This is a genomic window from Enterobacter quasihormaechei (assembly GCF_004331385.1).
GTDB classification, from domain to species: Bacteria; Pseudomonadota; Gammaproteobacteria; order Enterobacterales; family Enterobacteriaceae; genus Enterobacter; species Enterobacter quasihormaechei.
Map to the genome: position 1 here is coordinate 1 of NZ_SJON01000028.1, position 13,744 is coordinate 13,744.

The window sequence follows — 13,744 nt, forward strand, 5'->3', positions numbered from 1 at the left end:
CGTGAAGTGATTCACATCCGCCGTGTCGATGGAGGCGCATTATAGGGATCCCAGTTTTTAGCACAAGTATTTTTTAGATCTTTTTTTCCAACTGCTGATTTTCCGTGCTTTTCGCTGAAAACCCACCCGATCCGCTTAAAAATTGACGCATTTTGCCTTGCCTCGATCCCCGATTACGATCAAAGTCTTCTTTATAGCGCTCATTTATATCGAGGTAGATATGTTTGCAGTATTACGCCCTTATAAAGATCTGTACCCCCAACAAGGCGATCGCGTGATGATCGATGCCAGCAGCGTGGTTGTGGGTGATGTCCGCATGGCCAATGATGTCAGCATCTGGCCACTCGTCGCGATCCGGGGCGATGTTAACTACGTTGCAATCGGTGCACGCACCAATATTCAGGACGGCAGCGTGCTGCATGTGACGCATAAATCATCTTACAACACGGAAGGCAATCCGCTCATCATTGGGGAAGATGTTACCGTCGGTCATAAGGTGATGCTCCACGGCTGCACGATCGGTAACAGGGTACTCGTTGGGATGGGATCGATATTGCTGGATGGCGTCATAGTAGAAGATGACGTAATGATCGGCGCAGGGAGCCTTGTTCCGCAAAACAAACGCCTGGAAAGTGGCTATCTCTATTTAGGCAGCCCGGTTAAGCAGATCCGCCCCTTAAAAGAGGCGGAAATCGAAGGGTTGAAATACTCCGCGAACAATTACGTTAAATGGAAGAATGACTATCTGGATCAGGATAACCAGACCCAGCCCTGATCGTCTTCCTGCTGATCGCGGATCAAATCGCTGGCTTCCTCTTCCAGATCCCAGCGATTTTCGCTAAAGACCGCTAACGGCTCTGACCCCCCAAAGCGCTGGAGCAGCGTTTCCCCTTTAATCGCACAGGTTAACTGCATTCCATGCACCAGTACCGGGAAGCAAACCGCTTGCCTGTTCTCATCCCAGATTTCTCTGTCGGGAAAATGAATCGCCTGATTCACGCCATCAGTTCCTGTTTCAGTTTTTCAATCACCGGCTCTACAGAAGGTAACACGCCATGCCAGAGTAACACCGCATGAGCCGCCTGCCCCACCAGCATGCCCAGACCATCAGCCAAATGTTTTGCTCCCTGTTGTTCGCACCAGTTCAGAAAAGGCGTCTTCCCTTTTTGATAAAACATGTCATAGGCATAGATATGGGAATGAATCAGGGACGTGGGAATTGCGGGGATCTCTCCATTAATACCGCTGGAGGTGGCATTAATCACAAGGTCAAATTCGTGACCCGCGAGCTCATCAAGCGCTAGCGCAGTGACGCTGCCAGTATGTGCGAACAACGCCGCCAGCTCTTCTGCTCTGGAGAAAGTCCGGTTGGTAATCGTCACCGCACAATCCAGAGAAAGGAGAGGAAGCAATACGCCGCGCGAGGCGCCACCCGCACCGATCAGCAGGATCCGAAAGCCTGGTTTAATAAACGACAGTCGCTCCAGATCGCTGAGCAAACCAATGCCGTCGGTGTTATCGCCCAGAAGGCGACCATCTTCGAGCCGCTTAAGCGTATTAACGGCACCGGCGAGCGACGCACGCTCGGTCAGCTCATCCGCACGTCCGAAAGCCTCTTCTTTAAAAGGCACCGTCACATTCGCACCTTTACCACCCGAATCAAAAAAGCCATTCAGCGTCGGTATAAATGCATCAACAGGCGCAAGGACCCGACCATACGGATGATCTATCTGCAATTGATCCGCAAACAGCTGATGGATCAGAGGCGACTTGCTGTGCGCGATCGGGTTACCAAATACAGCGTAGGTTTCCATCACATTATCCCTGGCGAAAACGTTCGCCGGTCAAGGCATCGCGAATTTCTGACGGGTTAAGACGACCACCGGTTTCACCGACGGCTACCGGGAAATCATTCCCGAATTGCGCCAGAACTTCTTCGGTTGTCCGACAAGGCGGAAGCCCGGTCAGGTTGGCGCTGGTAGAAACCAAAGGTTTACCAAATGCCTGGCATAGCTCCACCACCAGCGGATGGTCGGTGACACGTACCGCAAGTGAATCGAAACGCCCGGTTAACCAGCGCGGCGTTGTCGGCTGTGCAGGAAAAACAAACGTCACGGGACCAGGCCACGCAGAAAAAATGGTTTCCCGCTGTGCAGGTGTCAGCATGGAATCATCAATATAAGGTTTAAGCTGCTCGTAATTCGCAGCGATCAGAATCAATCCTTTTTCGACAGGCCGCTGTTTAAGCGCCAGCAGCCGGCTAACGGCAACCTCGCTGTCAGGATCGCACCCGACCCCAAAAACGGCTTCTGTTGGATAGGCGATGACTTCTTCTTTTTTCAGGGTTTCCACCGCCTGAGCGATGGAGCCTAATGGCAGGTTATTATTCACTGATTTGATCCGCCGAAACCGGCTTTCCACATTGTTTACTGGCGCAAAAGCGTTTCATGCCTTGCGCGGTTTTCTTCTCTATAAGTAACGGATAATCGCAATGAGAGCAGACGCCCGCTACTGGTTTGAAATTGATAACGAACTGGCATTCAGGATAGCGATCGCATGAATGGAAGGTTTTACCATAACGAGAGCGGCGCTGCACCAGTTGACCACGCTGGCACTGAGGGCAGGCAATTGCCGTTTCATCTGGCTTATCAATTTGTTCCGTATGCTCACATTCCGGGTAGCGGCTGCATCCGATAAACATTCCGAAACGCCCCTGCCGCAGCGCCAGTTCACCGCCACAGAGAGGGCAAAGCTGCCCCTCCAGAATTTTTACAATATGTCCGTCCGCCTGGCTTTTCAGGGGACGGACATAATCACATTCCGGATAGTGTGAACAACCGAGAAACGGACCGTGTTTCCCGGACCGAATAACAAGTTCAGCCCCGCACTGTGGGCAGGGCTCGTTTTTATGCACCGTAAAGAGTGCTGATTTGGCCATAACAACTCTTGTTGCTGCACGTAGAATTAATGCAGCATACCTTCATTCACTTCAAAGAGTAATTCTTCCATTTGCTGATAGGCGTTTTCACAGCCCGGAATGTTGAACAGAACCATCAGGATCACCCATTTTAGATCTTCCAGTTCAAACTCAGCAGTATCCAGCGCCATGACGCGCTCTATCACCATCTCTCTCGTTTCGAGGTTTAGCACCTGAATCTGCTCGAGGAATAAGATGAATCCCCGGCAGCTGGCATCCAGCCTTTCACACTCTTCAGCTGTATAGATGCGCACAGACAATGGGTCAGAAGCAAGCTGCATCGGTTCGGCGAGGCCGTCCTGATAATCAGCCAACTTATCCAGCCACATCAACGCATTATAGATATCTTCCCGTTCAAAACCTGCGTCGGTCAGATCCCGTGTTAATTTGTCCTGATCCACCTGCATTTCTGCTTCGTTGTGGATGTAAGTCTCAAACAAATACATCAGTACGTCGAACATGGCATGCCCTCCTTATTCGGACATAGCCGCCGGGTACAGCTGCGATCCACCCTGCTAACTCCAGTTCGAGTAGCTGTGCTACCGTTACTGGCACAGGTTGGCCGGCACGTTCAGCGACAACGTCAACAGGTGTTACCTCATCTCCTACGTTAGCCAGGAGCTCGGGAAATGGCAATGCTACGGCCTCCTGATCCGATGAAATATGTCGCTTTTGGCGATTATCCTGCAACCAATGCAATCCATACTGCAAATTTTCCAGGATATCCTCTTTACAGGTCACCAGCGTTGCCCCCTGTTTTATCAGCCAGTGAGGGCCTTCGCAGCCGGGGTTCCCCAACGGGCCGGGCAGCGCAAAAACTTCACGCCCCTGCTCCAGCGCGCACCTGGCGGTCACCAGCGATCCACTTCGAATCGCAGCTTCAACCACCAGCACGCCCTGGCTTAACCCGCTGATGATCCGGTTACGCCGTGGAAAGTTACCCGGCCTGGGCGATGTTGAGAGTGAAAACTCAGATACTATCGCCCCCTCTGAAGCGATAAGTTGCTCAGCCAGGACTTGATGACGACGCGGGTAGAGACTAAAAAGACCGTTGCCAAGCACGGCGACACTTCGCCCTTTTGCTGTCAACGCTGCATGATGTGCGACACCGTCGATGCCGCAAGCCAGGCCACTGGTGATCGTAAAGCCACATTGAGACAGCTGTTCACTGAGAATTTTTCCCCACCGCACGCCATACCATGAGGGCGCACGGCTGCCCACTACCGCAAGCTGCATGCTGTTAAGCACGTCAACGCGGCCTCGCACAAATAGCGCCCCGGGAAAATCAGGGATCGAACGCAACAATGGCGGGAAGCGAGGATCGTCAGCCGTGAGAAGATGGTTATCTGCGTGCTCCAGCCATTCCAGGCTACGTTCAAGTTCACTCTCACTGAATGAAAAAAACTTTGCGACATGTTTGGCCGAAAGCCCTGCCTCTTTGACAGCGTCAGCATCAACGGTTGCCTGGCGAAGCAACCGCTGCGCGGTTTCCAGCATCGCATCAACGTATAACGATCCGATGTTTATAAGCCGTAACCATATCTCTGTGGATGTCATCCTTTTCCCTGCCATAAGCAGCCTCAGCAATCTTTGCGATTGGTCACTGATGCTGTCAATCGACCGGGGATTTGTCTAGAATAGAAGTAATATTCTTTTCAACTCCTGAACACGACTCTGGAAATTTATGGCAGTTTTGCAAGTGTTACATATTCCTGACGAGCGCCTTCGCATCGTCGCGGAACCGGTTAAAGAAGTGAATGCAGAAATTCAGCGTATCGTCGATGATATGTTCGATACCATGTACGCTGAAGAAGGCATTGGCCTGGCGGCGACCCAGGTAGACATTCACAAGCGTATTATCGTGATCGACGTTTCTGAAAATCGCAATGAGCGCCTGGTGCTGATCAACCCTGAACTGCTTGAAAAAAGCGGCGAAACAGGTATTGAGGAAGGCTGTCTGTCCATCCCTGAACAGCGCGCTTTGGTGCCACGTGCCGAAAAAGTTAAAATTCGCGCACTGGATCGTGACGGCAATCCGTTTGAACTGGAAGCCGACGATCTGCTGGCGATTTGCATTCAGCATGAGATGGATCACCTGGTCGGTAAACTGTTTATCGATTACCTCTCACCACTGAAACAACAGCGTATTCGTCAGAAAGTTGAGAAACTGGATCGTTTGCGTTCTCGCGCATAACGCCCCCCGGATACAAGGAATAACGTGTCTACATCACTACGTATAATCTTCGCGGGTACCCCTGATTTTGCAGCGCGTCATCTCGACGCGCTGTTATCGTCTGGTCATCAGATCGTTGGCGTATTCACTCAGCCGGACCGTCCGGCTGGCCGCGGTAAAAAACTGATGCCTGGCCCGGTTAAAGTACTGGCAGAAACGCATGGTTTACCGGTGTTCCAGCCAGCGTCATTACGACCTCAGGAAAACCAGCAGTTAGTGGCAGACCTGAATGCCGACGTGATGGTGGTTGTGGCTTACGGCCTCATTCTGCCGAAAGCGGTACTCGATATGCCCCGTCTGGGCTGTATTAACGTCCATGGTTCCTTGCTCCCACGCTGGCGTGGTGCGGCCCCAATTCAGCGCGCTCTGTGGGCAGGCGATGCTGAAACAGGCGTTACAATCATGAAGATGGACGTAGGTTTAGACACTGGCGACATGCTGTATAAACTGGCGTGTCCCATTACCGCAGAAGATACCAGCGCCACGCTGTATGACAAGCTGGCGGATCTCGGCCCGCAGGGGCTGATTGAGACGTTGCAACAGCTTGCTGATAATACGGCGAAACCTGATGTTCAGGATGAGTCGCAGGTGACCTATGCTGAAAAGCTGAGTAAAGAAGAAGCCCGGATCGACTGGTCCCTGTCAGCAGCTCAACTCGAACGCTGCATCCGCGCCTTTAATCCGTGGCCGATGAGCTGGTTAATGATTGATGAGCAGCCAGTGAAAGTCTGGAAAGCTTCCGTTATTAACGGCAATACCTCGGCAGAGCCCGGTACGATTATCGACGCCAGTAAAAACGGTATTCAGGTTGCGACCGGAGAAGGGATCCTAAATCTTGAATCGCTGCAACCGGCCGGTAAAAAGGCGATGAGCGCGCAGGACCTGTTAAATTCCCGTCGTGAATGGTTCATCCCTGGCAATCGCCTTGCCTGAACGCATTTACTCTTAAAGCCCGGTGTGTCCGGGCATTTTTATTTTTACGGTTATGAAAAGACAAAATCTACGCACCATGGCGGCTCAGGCCGTTGAGCAGGTTATCGAGCAGGGCCAGTCACTGAGTAATGTCCTGCCTCCACTGCAACAAAAGGTTTCCGATAAAGACAAAGCCCTGCTCCAGGAGCTTTGCTTTGGCGTTCTGCGCACCCTTTCTCAGCTTGAATGGTTAATCAACAAGCTGATGTCACGCCCGATGAGCGGCAAGCAACGCACCGTGCATTATTTAATCATGGTCGGTTTCTATCAGCTTCTGCATACTCGCATTCCTCCTCATGCTGCGCTGGCTGAGACAGTGGAGGGGGCCGTTGCGATTAAACGTCCTCAGTTGAAAGGACTGATCAACGGCGTGCTGCGTCAGTTCCAGCGTCAGCAGGACGAACTGCTGGCAGAATTTGCGCAAAGCGAAGCGCGCTTTCTGCACCCTGAATGGCTGCTGAATCGCCTTAAAAAAGCCTACCCACAGCAATGGCAAGAGATCGCTGTTGCCAATAATCAACGTCCGCCGATGTGGTTACGCGTCAATCGTAACCATCACACGCGCGACGCATGGCTGGCCCTACTGGAAGACGCCGGAATGAGTGGCTTCACTCACGCTGCTTATCCTGATGCGGTTCGTTTAGCCTCCCCTGCTCCGGTACACGCATTACCTGGCTTTGAGGAAGGCTGGGTAACGGTACAGGATGCATCCGCTCAGGGCTGCATGACCTGGCTTGAACCGAAGGACGGGGAGCACATCCTCGATCTCTGTGCAGCACCAGGGGGTAAAACAACGCACATTCTGGAAGTGGCGCCGCAGGCCAGCGTGATGGCCGTAGATGTTGACGAGCAGCGCCTGTCACGCGTCTACGACAACCTCAAACGTTTGGGTATGAAAGCGCAGGTTAAGCAAGGCGATGGACGCAAACCCGCAGACTGGTGTGGCGATACCCGGTTCGATCGCATTTTGCTCGACGCCCCCTGCTCGGCAACCGGCGTTATTCGTCGTCACCCCGATATCAAATGGCTGCGTCGCGATCGTGATATCAAGGAGCTTGCCCAGCTGCAATCCGATATTCTGGATGCCATCTGGCCGCATCTCAAACCCGGCGGAACCCTGGTGTATGCAACTTGCTCCGTTCTGCCGGAAGAGAACAGTCAGCAAATTGCGGCTTTCCTGAAACGCACCCCGGACGCCGCGCTGCACGCTACAGGTACGCCTGAGCAACCGGGTCTGCAAAACCTGCCTGGCGCAGAAGAGGGTGATGGCTTCTTTTACGCTAAGCTAATCAAAGAGTGATGTTGAGAACAGGTCACGAACGATGAAAATTATCATTCTGGGCGCAGGGCAAGTTGGCGGAACGCTGGCGGAAAACCTCGTGGGTGAAAACAACGATATCACCATTGTGGATACCAATGGCGATCGTCTGCGCGTTTTGCAGGACAAGTTTGACCTCCGCGTTGTTCAGGGGCACGGCTCTCATCCACGTGTACTCCGGGAAGCGGGCGCGGACGATGCCGACATGCTGGTTGCAGTAACCAGTTCTGATGAAACCAACATGGTTGCTTGTCAGGTGGCCTACTCGCTTTTCAACACCCCGAACCGCATCGCCCGTATTCGTTCCCCGGACTATGTCCGGGATGCGGAGAAACTGTTTAATTCCGAAGCGGTACCCATCGACCATCTTATTGCGCCAGAACAGCTGGTTATCGACAGTATTTATCGTCTGATTGAGTATCCGGGCGCGTTGCAGGTTGTGAACTTCGCTGAAGGAAAAGTAAGCCTGGCGGTCGTGAAGGCCTATTACGGTGGCCCGCTGATTGGTAATGCCCTGTCGACAATGCGCGAGCATATGCCCCATATCGATACGCGTGTTGCGGCTATTTTCCGTCACGACAGGCCTATCCGTCCGCAAGGTTCCACCATTGTCGAAGCCGGAGATGAAGTCTTCTTTATTGCGGCGTCTCAGCATATCCGCGCGGTGATGAGTGAGCTACAGCGTCTCGAAAAACCGTATAAACGTATTATGCTGGTCGGCGGCGGTAATATTGGCGCAGGCCTGGCGAGACGACTGGAAAAAGACTATAGCGTGAAGCTGATCGAACGAGATCAGCAGCGCGCGTCGGAGCTGGCTGAAAAACTCCAGAATACCATCGTGTTTTATGGCGATGCCTCGGATCAGGAATTGCTGGCCGAAGAGCATATCGATCAGGTCGATCTTTTTATTGCCGTCACCAACGACGACGAAGCGAATATTATGTCCGCCATGCTCGCCAAGCGTATGGGAGCAAAAAAAGTGATGGTGCTTATTCAGCGTAAGGCTTATGTCGATCTGGTACAGGGAAGCGTGATTGATATTGCTATTTCACCTCAGCAAGCCACCATTTCTGCCCTGTTAAGCCACGTGCGTAAAGCGGATATCGTCGGTGTTTCGTCCCTTCGTCGTGGTGTTGCTGAAGCCATTGAAGCCGTTGCTCACGGAGATGAAACGACATCGCGCGTTGTCGGTCGTGCGATCGACGAAATTAAACTGCCACCAGGCACCATTATCGGCGCCGTAGTGCGAGGTAACGATGTCATGATCGCCAATGATAATTTACGTATCGAGCAGGGGGACCACGTTATTATGTTCCTAACCGATAAAAAGTTTATTACCGACGTAGAGCGTTTATTCCAGCCAAGTCCATTCTTCCTGTAAGGATCCGGGTGCTCCTTCAAGAGCACCCGAATATTAACCTTTTAATTTTCATGCCTTTTATTTTGCATAACGATTATTTATCCCCAATGGCAATTAGCTAATCATTTGTTAAACTTATAGGCGTCAGCTGGCACAAGGAGAACATAATGAGTTTTATTAAAGAATTTCGCGAATTTGCGATGCGCGGGAATGTGGTGGATTTGGCTGTGGGTGTCATTATTGGTGCGGCGTTCGGTAAGATCGTTTCATCGTTAGTCGCCGACATTATTATGCCGCCGTTAGGGCTGTTGATTGGAGGCATTGATTTCAAACAATTCGCCTTCACCCTGCGGGAAGCTCAGGGCGATATCCCTGCGGTTGTAATGCACTATGGCGTTTTCATTCAGAACGTTTTTGATTTCGTGATTGTGGCATTTGCCATTTTCATGGCCATCAAACTTATCAACAGACTTAACCGTAAAAAAGAAGAACCGGCTGCTGCCCCGCCAGCACCCACTAAAGAAGAAGTCTTGCTGACTGAAATTCGCGATCTGTTAAAAGAACAGAATAATCGCGTTTAATCAGGCGAGAGAAACAGAAAGGCCAGTGGTAAAAAAGCGATTCGCTTGCTTGCCACTGGCCTCCCAGTTACCCCGTTGTGCATGTTTACCTTTACGCAAATAACTGCCTTTCCCTTTTTTGTTCTTCTCAACACGCTGTCTGAAAAGCGGGTCGTGAAGCAATGCCTCAATGGCGTTATCCTTAATTTGTCCCTTAGTATGCTGATAGCGGCTCATCATTTCTCCTGAGCATAGTTAATGTCGGCTGGAGTCTAGACCCTGCCTGATAAAAAATCAACAACCCTGAGTTTCACTACTTGCCCCCTGCTCAAGTGCTTCCAGAATTGAGCAATAAACGCTGCTGTGAGCAGTACCGCAGCACGCGTCGTTCAGCCTTTGCAGAGACCGCTGCATGGCTTGCAGCTCCTGAATTCGTGCTTCAACTTCATCCAGCCTTGCCTTCACGATGCTTTTCGATTCCTGACACGTGTGATGTTCAGGATCGATACGGATCGACAGCAGTTCACGGATCGACTCCAGCGTGAAGCCGAGCTGCCGTGCATAGCGGATAAAACGCAGGCGTTGCAGGTCGTTATCCGTATAAAGGCGAAATCCGCCTTCCGTTCTGACCTCATGATCGATCATCTGCTGCTTTTCGTAGTAGCGGATAGTATCCGGCGTTACGTTAGCAAGTTTCGCAAGTTCACCTATGCGGTACATGGCTACTCCTCGTTTATTTTTTGCCTTAATCTTTCACTGTATTCGCCATGCAAAAAGTCGGTGTTCATTCCCGTCTGGCGAAGCTTTAGCTCAATAAGCGCTAAACGACGACTGATTTCGGAGTACCGGGGGTCGTCCTTATGAATGCCTTTAAGCAGATCGGCAAGCTCGACGGCTTCATTGCGTTGCTGAAGTTCAGGAGGTAAACAGCCTGCATTTTTCAGTAAGCGATAGCCGGCGCGTAAGTCGGTTGGAACATGTGAATCATCATCCAGCATCAGCGGTTCACCGCTACCGGGAAGATTGTCGAACTCGCCTTTGTTTTGGGCATCAGAAATATGGCGTTCAGCCCACTGATCGAGCAACCACATAATGAACTCCAGGGGATGAGCAGAAAAGATACAGACATTGTAGATAAGTGGTGATTCTGCGGATATAAAAAAACCCGCCGAGGCGGGTTTTTTTACGTTACTACAGATTACTCTGCAGCAGCTTCTGCTTTCTCTGAACGATCAACCAGCTCGATGTAAGCCATCGGCGCGTTGTCGCCTGCACGGAAGCCACACTTCAGAATGCGAGTGTAACCACCGGCACGGCTCGCGAAACGCGGGCCCAGTTCGTTAAACAGTTTTGCCACGATCTCGTTATCACGAGTACGGGCGAATGCCAGACGACGATTAGCAACGCTGTCAGTCTTGGCAAGAGTAATCAGCGGCTCAACTACGCGACGCAGCTCTTTCGCTTTAGGCAGGGTCGTCTTGATGATTTCATGACGAACCAGTGAACCTGCCATGTTGCGGAACATAGCCTGGCGATGGCTGCTGTTGCGGTTCAGTTGACGACCACTCTTACGATGGCGCATGACCTTATCCTTCTCAGTAAAACCTTAACCTGTGATCCGGTTACTCGTCAGCAATGCTTGCCGGTGGCCAGTTTTCCAGGCGCATGCCCAGAGACAGACCACGTGAAGCCAGCACGTCTTTAATCTCGGTAAGAGATTTTTTACCCAGGTTCGGCGTTTTCAGCAACTCAACCTCGGTACGCTGTACCAGATCACCGATATAGTGGATAGCTTCTGCCTTGAGGCAGTTAGCAGAGCGGACAGTCAATTCCAGATCGTCAACAGGGCGCAGCAGGATCGGATCGAATTCTGGTTTCTCTTCTTTCACTTCCGGCTGACGTACATCACGTAAGTCAACGAAAGCTTCCAGTTGTTCTGCCAGGATGGTTGCCGCACGACGAATCGCCTCTTCAGGATCGATTGTGCCATTGGTTTCCATTTCGATGACCAGCTTGTCCAGGTCGGTACGCTGTTCTACACGCGCTGCTTCAACATTGTAGGCAATACGCTCTACAGGGCTGTAGCATGCGTCGACCAGCAGACGGCCGATTGGGCGCTCATCTTCTTCCGAATGAATTCGGGCAGAAGCCGGCACATAACCACGACCGCGCTGAACTTTGATACGCATGCTAATCGCTGCGTTCTCATCGGTCAGGTGGCAGATCACGTGCTGCGGCTTGACGATTTCAACATCACCGTCGTGGGTGATGTCGGCTGCAGTCACAGGGCCAATGCCAGATTTATTCAGAGTAAGAATAACTTCATCTTTACCCTGAACTCTCACCGCCAGCCCTTTCAGGTTGAGCAGGATTTCAAGGATATCTTCCTGAACGCCTTCTTTGGTGCTGTACTCATGAAGTACACCATCAATCTCAACCTCGGTCACCGCGCAACCCGGCATCGATGAGAGCAGAATACGGCGCAGTGCGTTACCCAGAGTATGGCCAAAGCCACGCTCTAAAGGCTCAAGGGTCACCTTGGCGTGCGTCGAACTCACTTGCTCGATATCTACCAGGCGCGGTTTTAGAAACTCTGTCACAGAACCCTGCATTGTGTCCTCTCTTTGGTACTAAGCTTTACTTGGAGTAAAGCTCGACGATCAGGTGTTCGTTAATGTCCGCAGACAGATCAGAACGTTCTGGCTGACGCTTGAACGTACCTTCCATCTTGCCAGCATCAACTTCCAGCCAGGTTGGCTTTTCACGCTGCTCAGCCAGCTCCAGAGCGGCTTTCACGCGAGATTGCTTTTTCGCTTTCTCACGAATGCTAACAACGTCATTCGCTTTAACCTGATAAGAAGCGATGTTAACAACACGACCGTTTACCATGATTGCTTTATGGCTAACCAGCTGGCGTGATTCAGCACGAGTCGCGCCGAAGCCCATACGGTATACAACGTTGTCCAGACGACCTTCCAGCAGAGCCAGCAGGTTTTCACCTGTGTTGCCTTTCAGACGTGCTGCTTCTTTATAGTAGTTACGGAACTGACGCTCCAGCACACCGTAGATACGGCGAACTTTTTGCTTTTCACGCAACTGCACACCATAGTCAGACAGACGCGGTTTACGCGCACCGTGCTGGCCAGGAGCTTGTTCAATTTTACACTTGGTATCGATCGCGCGAACGCCAGACTTAAGGAATAAGTCGGTGCCCTCACGACGGCTCAGCTTGAGCTTAGGACCCAAATATCTTGCCATTTTCTATCTCCAACTAACCTAAAAAACGAGCGTTATACGCGACGTTTTTTCGGCGGACGACAACCGTTATGAGGGATCGGAGTCACATCAGTAATATTCGTGATGCGGAAACCAGCGGCGTTCAGAGCGCGAACAGTAGATTCACGACCCGGACCCGGACCTTTAACCATAACTTCCAGATTCTTGATGCCGTATTCTTTTACGGCTTCAGCGCAACGCTCTGCTGCAACCTGAGCTGCGAACGGAGTGGATTTGCGAGAACCACGGAAACCGGAACCACCGGCTGTTGCCCAACCCAATGCGTTACCCTGACGATCAGTAATAGTAACGATGGTGTTGTTGAAAGAAGCATGGATATGAGCCACGCCGTCAGAGACTTGTTTTCTTACACGTTTACGTGCACGAACTGGTGCCTTTGCCATTATTCAATCACCCCGATTATTTCTTGATCGGTTTGCGCGGACCCTTACGGGTACGTGCGTTGGTCTTAGTACGCTGACCGCGCACTGGCAGACCACGACGATGACGCAAACCGCGATAGCAACCAAGATCCATCAGGCGCTTGATGCTCATGCTGATTTCACGGCGCAGATCACCTTCAACGACAAATTTGGCAACTTCGTCACGCAGCGTGTCGATTTGTTCTTCAGACAGCTCACTGATCTTAACATCTTCAGCGATACCCGCTGCAGCCAGAATGGCTTTAGAACGGGTCTTGCCGACGCCGTAGATCGAAGTTAATGCGATCACAGCATGTTTCTGATCAGGAATGTTAATGCCTGCTATACGGGCCACTATGCACTCCTACTATTTAATATGTACGCACCATGCTGAAAAGCCCGTTTTCAGGATACTCAAATGGAAACGTACAGACATACAAAAGATTGGCTGGCTAATCTAGCCAGCTCAACCCAACTTTGCAAGAAAAATATGCGAAATAATCAGCCTTGGCGCTGTTTATGCTTCGGCTCGGCACTGCAAATCACACGGATGACACCATCACGCTTAACGATTTTGCAGTTACGGCATAATTTCTTGACGGAAGCACGAACTTTCATTTTTACTC

General features: G+C 51.4%; 21 protein-coding genes. 6 read left to right on the plus strand and 15 right to left on the minus strand.

Annotated features, from left to right (window positions below; translation table 11 throughout):
- Positions 1-220: 220 nt before the first annotated feature.
- The gene (locus E0L16_RS21220) at positions 221-775 is read left to right on the plus strand and encodes a gamma carbonic anhydrase family protein (protein ID WP_131638197.1); all 555 of its coding nucleotides are present in this window, start codon (positions 221-223) and stop codon (positions 773-775) included.
- On the opposite strand, the gene E0L16_RS21225 is transcribed toward E0L16_RS21220, so the two are convergent.
- From E0L16_RS21225 to dprA, 6 genes are read right to left on the minus strand one after another with little or no spacing between them, the layout of a single operon-like run.
- Positions 751-999 carry a DUF1488 family protein gene (locus E0L16_RS21225; protein WP_063865954.1) on the minus strand — a complete coding sequence of 83 codons (249 nt, stop codon included), beginning with the start codon at positions 997-999 and terminating at the stop codon, positions 751-753. The genes E0L16_RS21220 and E0L16_RS21225 overlap by 25 nt on opposite strands.
- On the minus strand, positions 996-1,814 hold the full coding sequence (aroE, locus tag E0L16_RS21230; RefSeq protein WP_131638215.1) for a shikimate dehydrogenase: 819 nt from the start codon (positions 1,812-1,814) through the stop codon (positions 996-998). The genes E0L16_RS21225 and aroE overlap by 4 nt, the downstream gene beginning before the upstream one ends.
- 4 nt (positions 1,815-1,818) lie before the next feature.
- On the minus strand, positions 1,819-2,391 hold the full coding sequence (gene tsaC, locus E0L16_RS21235; RefSeq protein ID WP_131638216.1) for an L-threonylcarbamoyladenylate synthase type 1 TsaC: 573 nt from the start codon (positions 2,389-2,391) through the stop codon (positions 1,819-1,821).
- Positions 2,384-2,938 (minus strand): DNA topoisomerase family protein, encoded by a 555-nt coding sequence (locus tag E0L16_RS21240; RefSeq protein WP_064910972.1) that lies wholly within the window; start codon positions 2,936-2,938, stop codon positions 2,384-2,386. The genes tsaC and E0L16_RS21240 overlap by 8 nt, the downstream gene beginning before the upstream one ends.
- Before the next feature lie 26 nt (positions 2,939-2,964).
- Positions 2,965-3,438: a DUF494 family protein Smg gene (gene smg / locus E0L16_RS21245; protein WP_000460665.1), complete on the minus strand. Its 474-nt coding sequence runs from the start codon at positions 3,436-3,438 to the stop codon at positions 2,965-2,967.
- Positions 3,410-4,534: a DNA-protecting protein DprA gene (dprA, locus tag E0L16_RS21250; protein ID WP_131638218.1), complete on the minus strand. Its 1,125-nt coding sequence runs from the start codon at positions 4,532-4,534 to the stop codon at positions 3,410-3,412. Before dprA ends, smg begins: the two co-directional genes overlap by 29 nt.
- Before the next feature lie 127 nt (positions 4,535-4,661).
- Here dprA and def point away from each other — a divergent pair, with 127 nt between their 5' ends.
- The 5 genes from def to mscL all read left to right on the plus strand — a co-directional run bounded on the left by def (position 4,662) and on the right by mscL (position 9,441).
- Positions 4,662-5,171, plus strand: coding sequence for a peptide deformylase (gene def, locus E0L16_RS21255; protein ID WP_131638220.1), 510 nt, complete (start codon positions 4,662-4,664; stop codon positions 5,169-5,171).
- Between the two features lie 24 nt (positions 5,172-5,195).
- Positions 5,196-6,143: a methionyl-tRNA formyltransferase gene (gene fmt / locus E0L16_RS21260; protein ID WP_131638222.1), complete on the plus strand. Its 948-nt coding sequence runs from the start codon at positions 5,196-5,198 to the stop codon at positions 6,141-6,143.
- Between the two features lie 52 nt (positions 6,144-6,195).
- Complete coding sequence (gene rsmB / locus E0L16_RS21265; protein ID WP_131638223.1) at positions 6,196-7,482, plus strand: 16S rRNA (cytosine(967)-C(5))-methyltransferase RsmB; 1,287 nt, start codon at positions 6,196-6,198, stop codon at positions 7,480-7,482.
- 22 nt (positions 7,483-7,504) lie between these two features.
- Positions 7,505-8,881: a Trk system potassium transporter TrkA gene (gene trkA, locus E0L16_RS21270; protein WP_003863337.1), complete on the plus strand. Its 1,377-nt coding sequence runs from the start codon at positions 7,505-7,507 to the stop codon at positions 8,879-8,881.
- A 146-nt stretch (positions 8,882-9,027) separates the two neighbouring features.
- Complete coding sequence (gene mscL, locus E0L16_RS21275) at positions 9,028-9,441, plus strand: large-conductance mechanosensitive channel protein MscL (RefSeq protein WP_003863335.1); 414 nt, start codon at positions 9,028-9,030, stop codon at positions 9,439-9,441.
- On the opposite strand, the gene E0L16_RS21280 is transcribed toward mscL, so the two are convergent.
- From E0L16_RS21280 to rpmJ, 9 genes are all read right to left on the minus strand, one after another.
- The gene (locus E0L16_RS21280) at positions 9,442-9,657 is read right to left on the minus strand and encodes an alternative ribosome-rescue factor A (RefSeq protein ID WP_022649585.1); all 216 of its coding nucleotides are present in this window, start codon (positions 9,655-9,657) and stop codon (positions 9,442-9,444) included.
- Between the two features lie 57 nt (positions 9,658-9,714).
- Entirely contained in the window at positions 9,715-10,140 is a 426-nt protein-coding gene (gene zntR, locus E0L16_RS21285) for a Zn(2+)-responsive transcriptional regulator (protein WP_107534024.1), read from the minus strand.
- A gap of 2 nt (positions 10,141-10,142) precedes the next feature.
- On the minus strand, positions 10,143-10,511 hold the full coding sequence (locus E0L16_RS21290; RefSeq protein WP_131638225.1) for a DnaJ family domain-containing protein: 369 nt from the start codon (positions 10,509-10,511) through the stop codon (positions 10,143-10,145).
- A 107-nt stretch (positions 10,512-10,618) separates the two neighbouring features.
- A complete protein-coding gene (rplQ, locus tag E0L16_RS21295) occupies positions 10,619-11,002 on the minus strand; it encodes a 50S ribosomal protein L17 (protein WP_001216368.1) in 384 nt (127 codons plus the stop codon).
- Positions 11,003-11,042: 40 nt separating this feature from the next.
- On the minus strand, positions 11,043-12,032 hold the full coding sequence (locus E0L16_RS21300; RefSeq protein ID WP_002919219.1) for a DNA-directed RNA polymerase subunit alpha: 990 nt from the start codon (positions 12,030-12,032) through the stop codon (positions 11,043-11,045).
- A gap of 25 nt (positions 12,033-12,057) precedes the next feature.
- Positions 12,058-12,678: a 30S ribosomal protein S4 gene (gene rpsD, locus E0L16_RS21305; RefSeq protein ID WP_003863314.1), complete on the minus strand. Its 621-nt coding sequence runs from the start codon at positions 12,676-12,678 to the stop codon at positions 12,058-12,060.
- 32 nt (positions 12,679-12,710) lie between these two features.
- Positions 12,711-13,100, minus strand: a complete 390-nt coding sequence (gene rpsK, locus E0L16_RS21310) for a 30S ribosomal protein S11 (protein WP_003863312.1) — start codon at positions 13,098-13,100, stop codon at positions 12,711-12,713.
- Positions 13,101-13,116: 16 nt separating this feature from the next.
- A complete protein-coding gene (rpsM, locus tag E0L16_RS21315; RefSeq protein WP_003863308.1) occupies positions 13,117-13,473 on the minus strand; it encodes a 30S ribosomal protein S13 in 357 nt (118 codons plus the stop codon).
- 146 nt (positions 13,474-13,619) lie between these two features.
- Entirely contained in the window at positions 13,620-13,736 is a 117-nt protein-coding gene (gene rpmJ / locus E0L16_RS21320; RefSeq protein WP_000868187.1) for a 50S ribosomal protein L36, read from the minus strand.
- Between the last annotated feature and the right edge of the window lie 8 nt (positions 13,737-13,744).

What these genes read in the sequence shown, in the direction of transcription:
- E0L16_RS21220 (WP_131638197.1), top strand. Translation starts at nt 221, where the DNA reads ATGTTTGCAGTATTACGCCCTTATAAAGATCTGTACCCCCAACAAGGC.
- aroE (WP_131638215.1), bottom strand. Translation starts at nt 1,814, where the DNA reads ATGGAAACCTACGCTGTATTTGGTAACCCGATCGCGCACAGCAAGTCG.
- E0L16_RS21240 (WP_064910972.1), bottom strand. Translation starts at nt 2,938, where the DNA reads ATGGCCAAATCAGCACTCTTTACGGTGCATAAAAACGAGCCCTGCCCA.
- smg (WP_000460665.1), bottom strand. Translation starts at nt 3,438, where the DNA reads ATGTTCGACGTACTGATGTATTTGTTTGAGACTTACATCCACAACGAA.
- dprA (WP_131638218.1), bottom strand. Translation starts at nt 4,534, where the DNA reads ATGACATCCACAGAGATATGGTTACGGCTTATAAACATCGGATCGTTA.
- def (WP_131638220.1), top strand. Translation starts at nt 4,662, where the DNA reads ATGGCAGTTTTGCAAGTGTTACATATTCCTGACGAGCGCCTTCGCATC.
- rsmB (WP_131638223.1), top strand. Translation starts at nt 6,196, where the DNA reads ATGAAAAGACAAAATCTACGCACCATGGCGGCTCAGGCCGTTGAGCAG.
- trkA (WP_003863337.1), top strand. Translation starts at nt 7,505, where the DNA reads ATGAAAATTATCATTCTGGGCGCAGGGCAAGTTGGCGGAACGCTGGCG.
- mscL (WP_003863335.1), top strand. Translation starts at nt 9,028, where the DNA reads ATGAGTTTTATTAAAGAATTTCGCGAATTTGCGATGCGCGGGAATGTG.
- E0L16_RS21280 (WP_022649585.1), bottom strand. Translation starts at nt 9,657, where the DNA reads ATGAGCCGCTATCAGCATACTAAGGGACAAATTAAGGATAACGCCATT.
- zntR (WP_107534024.1), bottom strand. Translation starts at nt 10,140, where the DNA reads ATGTACCGCATAGGTGAACTTGCGAAACTTGCTAACGTAACGCCGGAT.
- E0L16_RS21290 (WP_131638225.1), bottom strand. Translation starts at nt 10,511, where the DNA reads ATGTGGTTGCTCGATCAGTGGGCTGAACGCCATATTTCTGATGCCCAA.
- rplQ (WP_001216368.1), bottom strand. Translation starts at nt 11,002, where the DNA reads ATGCGCCATCGTAAGAGTGGTCGTCAACTGAACCGCAACAGCAGCCAT.
- E0L16_RS21300 (WP_002919219.1), bottom strand. Translation starts at nt 12,032, where the DNA reads ATGCAGGGTTCTGTGACAGAGTTTCTAAAACCGCGCCTGGTAGATATC.
- rpsD (WP_003863314.1), bottom strand. Translation starts at nt 12,678, where the DNA reads ATGGCAAGATATTTGGGTCCTAAGCTCAAGCTGAGCCGTCGTGAGGGC.
- rpsK (WP_003863312.1), bottom strand. Translation starts at nt 13,100, where the DNA reads ATGGCAAAGGCACCAGTTCGTGCACGTAAACGTGTAAGAAAACAAGTC.
- rpmJ (WP_000868187.1), bottom strand. Translation starts at nt 13,736, where the DNA reads ATGAAAGTTCGTGCTTCCGTCAAGAAATTATGCCGTAACTGCAAAATC.